This is a genomic window from Amycolatopsis sp. NPDC059021, from assembly GCF_042739895.1.
Classification (GTDB): domain Bacteria; phylum Actinomycetota; class Actinomycetes; order Mycobacteriales; family Pseudonocardiaceae; genus Amycolatopsis.
The window spans coordinates 16,676-24,218 of record NZ_JBHYIQ010000132.1 but is presented as its reverse complement, the minus strand read 5'-3'; the positions used below and the strand labels follow the sequence as shown (position 1 = coordinate 24,218).

Below are 7,543 nucleotides of genomic sequence, written 5' to 3'. Positions count from 1 at the left end.
TGACAGCGCTGAGCGCTGTCAAGGCCCCCTTCACGGCATTCGGCGGGGCGGGGCGCGTCGGATGTCGCGAACGCTCCGTTCGGGACGCTGATCGTCGCAAACGGAGCGTTCGAGACATGTCACCTCTTCCGGCGAACCTTTCCCGCCCGCAGCTTTCGTGGCCGCTACAGCGGCTAGGAAGATCTCATGGAGAAGATCATCCGCACCACCGCCCTGATCGCCGCCACCCTCGCCTGCACCTCGCTACTCGCCGCGCCGTCGGCGACCGCCGCACCCGCCGCGTCCACCGGCCAGTCGGCCTGTTCGGGCACCGCCGTCGCCCCCGCGTTCTCCGACTGGGTCCGTGCCAAGGGCAGCGCCGGCATCGCGGGTCACCCCGGCTACCGGCAGGGCTACGACCTCACGCTGCAGAGCAACGCCGGGGTCGCGCTGGCCGAGGTCAAGGGATACGACGAGCGCAACGGGAACAAGGAGATCTGGGTGGGGGTGCCCGCGATGTCCCCGGACAGCCCGCACCGGCTCGTCGCGATCGCCTGGGGGAACAACCTGGCCATGCCCGAGATCCGGGTGAAGCCCGCCCCCGGCCAGCTGGCCGGTGTCACGGTCACCTTCAGGTGCTGACCGCCCGCGCGATCGTCGTACCGGCGGCTCTGGCGGGTGCTGCCCTGAACTGGTACCTCCGACCCGGCGACTTCTGGACCTTTCCCCGTCCCCCGGTTTCCCGCACTGTCGTGATCCAGGACACGTCGGCGAGGAGGTTCGGTGGAGGATTTCGCGCGAGGGGCCGAAAACGACCGGGCAGCCGACTTCGTCGCGCTGGGCGGAACCGTCCTGACGCTGGACCGGGCCGGTCGCCGAGCGGGTGCGCTCGCGGCGAAGGCCGGGCGGATCATCGCCATCGGCACCGACCGCGAGATCGCGGAGCTGATCGGGCCGGACACGCGGGTGCTGGACCTCGGCGGGCGCACGGCGATCCCCGGGTTCGTCGAATCGCACAACCATCCGGCGTTCTTCGGCATGACGCTGGCCGCGCCGGTCGACGCCGGCAGCCCGCCCAACGACACCATCGACGACATCGCGGGCCGGGTCGCGCAGGCGGTGTCCGATCGCGGCCCCGGCGAGTGGGTCCGCGGGTTCCGGTACGACGACACGCTGCTCGCCGACCGGCGGCATCCGGCCCGGTCCGATCTCGACGCCGTATCCCCGCGCAACCCGGTGGTGCTCACCCACGTGTCGGGGCACTTCTGCGTGGCGAATTCGGCGGCCCTGCGCGAAGTCGGGATCACCGCGACGACCCCGGACCCGCCCGGCGGGCACATCGCCCGCGACGAGCGTGGCGAGCCGACCGGGCTGCTGGTGGAGACCGCGGCCTTCCTGGTCACCTCGCGGCTGCCGGGTCAAAGCGCTGACGATCTGGCCGACGCGCTGCGGCTCGCCGACGCCGAGTACCTCGCCAACGGCATCACTTCGGTGCACGACACCGGGATCGGGCTGATCGGCGGATCCGCCGAACTCGAGGCCTATCGCACGTTGTGGCGCACGGGCGGGCTGCGGACGAGGATCCGGGGCTACCTCTTCGACGGGCTGGTACCGGGCCTGGCCGAAGGCCGTCCCGAACGGCCCGATCTCGTGGACGCGGGCGACCGCTTCGCGCTGACCGGCGTCAAGATCATCGCCGACGGCTCGATCCAGGGCCGTACCGGCTGCCTGGCCGAGGGCTACACCTGTGACCCCGGCGAGCACGGGATGATGCTGGTCGAACCCGCCGACCTCGGGCAGCGGATCGCCGCGCTGGACGCCGCGGGCTGGCAGGTGGCGGTGCACGGCAACGGGGACGCCGCGATCGACGCCATCATCGACGGCTACTCCCGTCTCGGCGCGCCGGACGGCACCGGCCGCCGCCACCGCATCGAACACTGCCAGACGGTGCGCGAGGACCAGCTCGACCGGATGGCGGCACACGACGTGCTCGCGTCGTTCTTCATCAAGCACGTCTACTACTGGGGCGACCGCCACCACGACACGTTCCTCGGCCCGGAACGCGCGCGCCGGATCAGCCCGCTCGCCTCGGCCAGGAAACGCGGAATCCACTTCGGACTGCATTCCGACACGCCCGTCACGCCGGTCCCGCCGCTCGAAGGGATCTGGTGCGCGGTACGCCGCACCACGCGTGAGGGCGTGGTCCTCGGCCCCGAACAGGCGATCGACGTCGACGCCGCGCTGCGCGGCTACACCATCGACGCGGCTTACCTTGCCGGTGAAGAAGATCTCAAGGGCAGTCTCGAAGCCGGCAAGCTGGCCGACCTCGCGGTGCTGTCGGACGACCCGACGACCGTCGACCCGGATCGCCTTCGCTCCCTGCGGGTCGAGGCCACCGTGAGCGGCGGCGAAATCGCCTGGCGGCACGCATCGTTCCCGGACGCGAGGAGCCCCCGATGATCCGCAGCTGGCCCAGTGTCCTCATCGGACTCGGCATCCCGGCGGCCGCGCTCCTGATCGGCATTCCGCTGGTGTCCGGCAGCACCGCGTCGGTGTTCGGCATCCCGCTGGTGTTCTTCTGGGTGTTCTGCTGCTGCCCGCTGACCACGTTGTGCCTGTGGGTCAGCTGGCGTTTCTTCGACCGCGCGCACTATCCCGAGGAGCGCTGATGCTGATCACGATGGTGGCCGTGGTGATGGCGGCGTCGATCGCGCTGGCCGTGTGGGCGGGCCGGGCGAGCCGCGGCGGCGGCATCTCCGAGTTCCTCGTCGGCGGCCGGTCCTTCCCCGCCTGGCTGGTGTATTTCCTCGCGGTGGGCGAGGTCTACAGCATCGGGACGATGATCGGCTTCCCCAGCGGGATCTACGCGCACGGCGCGAGCTACGGCATCTGGTTCCTCGGGTACATCCTGCTCGCCTATTCGCTGGGCTACTTCCTGGCGCCGCTGGTGTGGCGGGCGGCGAAACGGCACGACGCGATGACCGTGCCCGACGTGTTCGGCAGGCACTACGGCAGCCGCTCGCTGGAACTGGTCACCTGCGTGACGATGCTGATCGCGCTGGTGCCCTGGGGCCAGTACCAGTTCATCGGCCTGCAGGTCGTGCTCGGCAACCTCGGGCTGCCGCTGAGCCCGGTGCAGTGCGTCGTGCTCGCCGGGATCATCGCGTTCGTCTACATCGCGGTCTCCGGAGTGCGGTCCCCCGCGTTCGTCTCCATCCTCAAGGACGTCTTCATGCTCCTCGGCGTGGTGCTCGTCGGCGTCGCCGCGGTGCTCGCCGCCGGGGGCACGGCGAAGGTCAGCGGGCCGGAGGTGCTGACCAGCGCGCAGACCACCATGGGCGGCCAGGGACTGCTGTTCGCGATGACCACGATCGCGTTCCAGAGCGTCGTGTTCTACCTCGGTTTCGGTGGCGCGTATGTGTTCCCGGCCCGTTCCGAGCGCGCGGTGAAGACGTCCACGGTGTGGATGCCGATGTACATGCTGATCTACCCGTTCCTGGTGCTCGCCGCGTACTACGGCGTCCGCGCGCATCCCGATCTGAAGAACCCGAACACGGTGTTCATGGTGACCGCGAAGGGCTTGCTGCCGGACTGGCTGCTCGGGCTGGTCGCCGCCGGTGCCGCGCTGTCCGGGGTGCTGGTGCTCGCCGCGACCGCGCTGAGCATCGGCGGGATGGTGTGCCGCAATCTGGCGCCGGACGTCGCGCCGGGCACGCAACGCCGCTGGACGGTCGTCGCCGTCGGCGGGTTCCTGGTACTGGCCGCGGTGCTCACCCTGGTCGCCTCGACGCTGATGCTCACCGTGCTGAACCTGACCTACAACCTGCTGGCCCAGGTCGTGCCCGGCTGGCTGGCGATCCTGTTCGCCCGCCGGGTGCGCGCGTCCGCGATCGCCGCGGGCATGGTCATCGGCGTGCTCACCGCGATCGCGCTGTACGTCACCGGCGTGACGCTGGGCGGAGTCAATCCCGGCCTCGTCTCGCTCGGGATCAACCTGCTGGTGGTGTTCGGCTGGAGCCGCCTCAGGCCGGACGCCGGGCGCGAGCCCGTCGCCGTCACCACCGCGCCGGAGTCCGAACTCGCGGCCGAACCGGCCTGATCCCGCGTGGCGGGCGGCCAAGCGCACGACCCGGAATGCGCGGCTTGGCCGCTGGTAGCGCTCGGCCGGGCTGGCTACCATCGAGGCACCCCACGGCCATCGGAGGCTCCGATGCGACTGCCCCGATTCCGCTTCCTGCTCGGCCTTTTCCCCGCGCTGTGCCTGGTGCTGCCGCCCGCGGCGCAGGCCACCGCCCCGGTCCCGCTCGGCGGTGGCAGCCCGCTCGGGATCGGCTCGGTCTACCGGTGCACCGCCGGGTTCGCCGCCACCTCGGCAACCGCCGGCTACCTCATCACCAGTGCCGCCTGCGGTAAGCCCGGCGACACCGTCCAAAGTGGAGGGACCCCGGTCGGCGTCGTCGACGCGGCACCGTTTCCGCCGGACGGCGCGATCGTCGTCCGGGTGACGAACACCGCGGCCTGGCGGCTGGTGGGCACGATCCCGCCCGTCAACGGCCGCGTGACGATCACCGGCGCCGTCGAAGCCCCGATCGGCGCCTCGGTGTGCCGGTACGGCGTGGCCACCGGCTGGCGCTGCGGGACCGTCCTGGCGAAGAACCAGACGATCACCTATCCCCAGGGCACCCTCTCCGGACTGACCAGGACGAACGTCTGCGCGGAACCCGGTGACACCGGCGGGCCGTTCGTCAGCGGGACCCAGGCCCAGGGCGTGCTGGTCGGCGGCAGCGGGAACTGCGCGGGCGGCGGCACCTCCTATTTCCTGCCGGTCGCCAAGGTCCTCGCCACGCACGGCCTCACCATCCTCACCGGAACGTCCTGAACGGCGCGTCCCTCGCGCGAACGCCAAGACAAGCGGACGGTTAACCCGGCGCAAGACGCCGCTTTAAACCAGACATTTCACCGGCGTGGCGTAAGCCGGTCCCGTGCCGTTCCCCTGGCGTTCACCCCGTGCGCCTGCCGGTTTCATGTGCCCTGCCTAGGTTTTGCACGCGAGCGCCGGAGGAAGGAACCCATGGACAGACCCCTGGCGGTGCGGGCGCGCGGGATCACCAAATGCTTCGGTGACGTCGTCGCGCTCGACGACGTCGAGCTGGATGTGGCGCGAGGAGTGATCCACGGGCTGGCCGGCCCGAACGGCGCGGGAAAGACGACGCTGCTGGGCCTGGTGCTGGGTCTCGCCGTCGCCGACGAGGGCAGTCTCGAAATCCTCGGAACGCCGGTCGGGCAGGCGCTTTCCACGCCTGGCGGCGTCGCGGGCTTCGTGGACGGCCCCGGCCTCTACCCCGCGCTGACCGCCCGGCAGAACCTCACCGCGCTGGCCGCGCTCCGTGGCCGCAAAGCGCCGATCCCGTCGCTCAACGACGTTTCGGTGCACGGGTTCCCGAAGTTCGACACCGACGTCCCGGACATCTACCGGTACGAGATCTGGAAACGCGACTTCGAGAAGAACGGGCCGGCGAACCTGAACATGTTCTGGCTCTCCAGCGACCACACCGGCGGCCCGCCGAACGCGGCCGCCCAGGTCGCGGACAACGACCTCGCGGTCGGCAGGATCGTGGACACGATCTCGCACAGCCCGTACTGGAAGGACTCCGCGATCTTCGTGGTCGAGGACGACTCCCAGGCCGGTCTCGACCACGTCGACGGCCACCGCGCGCCGATCCAGATCATCAGCCCGTGGGCCCGGCACGGCGTCGTCGACAACCACTACTACTCGCAGATCACGATGATCCGGACCATCGAGCAGATCCTCGGGATCCACCCGATGAACCAGAAGGACAGCGCGGCCACGCCGATGCGCGGGGCGTTCACCCACGCTCCCGACTTCACGCCGTTCACCGCGCTGCCCAACCGGACGTCGCTGACCGCGGGCCTGAAGACCCTGCCACCCTGCGGGGCCGACTCCCCCGCGCCGCCGGATCCCGCGGCCGCCGCCGTGGCGCCGGACACCATACCGGCGGACAAGCAGCAGGTCGCGGCGCAATGGGCGGAATGGCAGGCGCACCAGCGCCTTTCCGGGCCCGACGCCAAGGCCGACTACGCGAATCCCGCGCAGATGAACCATTTCACGTGGTACCGGACGCACGGGTGGACGCAGCCGTACCCTGGCGAGGACCGCATCCACGCGCCGGAGCAGGTCCCCGGCGCCGCCATCCCGTCCCCGGACTCCGACGGCTGACCTCTGCTGGACCAATTCGCGGGGTTTCGCCATGCCGTTAAGGCCACCTTACGGGCGTCTGACGCCCGTAAGGTGGCCTTAACGGCATATGAGTCCTTTGTGGACTTGGACCGCATTCCCGCGTCCGGACAGATCAACCGGCGGCAGGAACATCAAAAAGGAATTCACATTCTCCGGGATCCTCGAAGAGTGCCCGAACAGCAAATGTTGGCGATTTTCCCGCCAGAACTCCGATGAACGCGCGGTGCGGCATTCTTGGCTGGCTATTCACACGAAGCTACCCCGTATTCACGTGAACAGGCGCACACTTCCTCACCGTCGGGCCGGAACACGGAAACAACACCGGCTCGACAAGAAGAGTCCTATGTGGACAACACAAGGAGGAATTGTGCGAATCGGACGAATGGTGGGCGTGATCACCACGGCCGCGTTGACCGTCGCGGGTCTCCTCGCGGCACAGCCGATGGCTTCGGCCGCGGGTGTGCCCCGCCCCGACCACGTCGTCGTGGTGGTGATGGAGAACCACTCCTACAAAGAGATCGTCGGCAGCTCGTCGGCGCCGTATCTCACTTCGCTGGCCAACGGCGGCGCGAACTTTTCCCAGTCGTTCGCGGTGACCCATCCCAGCGAGCCCAATTATCTCGCGCTGTTCTCGGGCTCGACGCAGGGCCTCACCGACGACTCCTGCCCGCACACCTATTCCTCGGCCAACCTCGGTTCCCGGCTGATCGGCGCCGGCAACTCGTTCGTCGGCTATTCCGAGAGCATGCCGTCCGACGGCTACACCGGCTGCACGAGCGGCCAGTACGCGCGCAAGCACAACCCGTGGGTGAACTTCACCAACGTCCCCGCGTCCAGCAACCTGCGGTTCAGCCGGTTCCCCACCGACTACACGACGCTGCCCAACGTGTCGTTCGTGGTGCCCAACCTCTGCAACGACATGCACGACTGCAGCATCTCCACCGGTGACACCTGGGTGAGGAACAACATCGACGCCTACGCGCAGTGGGCCAAGACGCACAACAGCCTCCTGATCGTCACCTTCGACGAGGACGACCGCAGCCAGAACAACCAGATCCCCACCATCTTCTCCGGACAGCACGTGAAGACCGGGAAGTACACCGAGCACATCACCCACTACAACGTGCTGCGCACCCTCGAAGACGCCTACGGCCTCGCCTGCACCGGCTCGGCCTGCAGCGCCACCCCGATCACCGACAGCTGGCAGTAACCGGCATCCGGGTGCCCGGCGGGTGGGGGATCCCCCCCCCGGGCCCCGCGCCCACCCCGCCCCCCGCGCCCGCCCGGCGGGCCGGAGTATTTGTG

The 7,543-nt window shown here is 69.5% G+C and carries 7 protein-coding genes; all 7 read left to right on the top strand.

Annotation, left to right across the window (positions count from 1 at the left end; all coding sequences use genetic code 11):
* Window positions 1–186: 186 nt before the first annotated feature.
* Window positions 187–621, top strand: a complete 435-nt coding sequence (locus ACFWX1_RS43505) for a hypothetical protein (protein WP_378395766.1) — start codon at window positions 187–189, stop codon at window positions 619–621.
* Window positions 622–762: 141 nt separating this feature from the next.
* Window positions 763–2,439, top strand: a complete 1,677-nt coding sequence (locus ACFWX1_RS43500; protein ID WP_378395765.1) for an amidohydrolase — start codon at window positions 763–765, stop codon at window positions 2,437–2,439.
* Window positions 2,436–2,648, top strand: a complete 213-nt coding sequence (locus tag ACFWX1_RS43495) for a DUF3311 domain-containing protein (RefSeq protein WP_378395764.1) — start codon at window positions 2,436–2,438, stop codon at window positions 2,646–2,648. The genes ACFWX1_RS43500 and ACFWX1_RS43495 overlap by 4 nt, the downstream gene beginning before the upstream one ends.
* Entirely contained in the window at window positions 2,648–4,078 is a 1,431-nt protein-coding gene (locus ACFWX1_RS43490; protein WP_378395763.1) for a sodium:solute symporter, read from the top strand. The genes ACFWX1_RS43495 and ACFWX1_RS43490 overlap by 1 nt, the downstream gene beginning before the upstream one ends.
* Before the next feature lie 111 nt (window positions 4,079–4,189).
* Complete coding sequence (locus ACFWX1_RS43485; RefSeq protein WP_378395762.1) at window positions 4,190–4,858, top strand: S1 family peptidase; 669 nt, start codon at window positions 4,190–4,192, stop codon at window positions 4,856–4,858.
* A 192-nt stretch (window positions 4,859–5,050) separates the two neighbouring features.
* Complete coding sequence (locus ACFWX1_RS43480) at window positions 5,051–6,217, top strand: ATP-binding cassette domain-containing protein (RefSeq protein WP_378395761.1); 1,167 nt, start codon at window positions 5,051–5,053, stop codon at window positions 6,215–6,217.
* A 388-nt stretch (window positions 6,218–6,605) separates the two neighbouring features.
* Window positions 6,606–7,448: an alkaline phosphatase family protein gene (locus tag ACFWX1_RS43475; protein ID WP_378395760.1), complete on the top strand. Its 843-nt coding sequence runs from the start codon at window positions 6,606–6,608 to the stop codon at window positions 7,446–7,448.
* Window positions 7,449–7,543 lie beyond the last annotated feature (95 nt).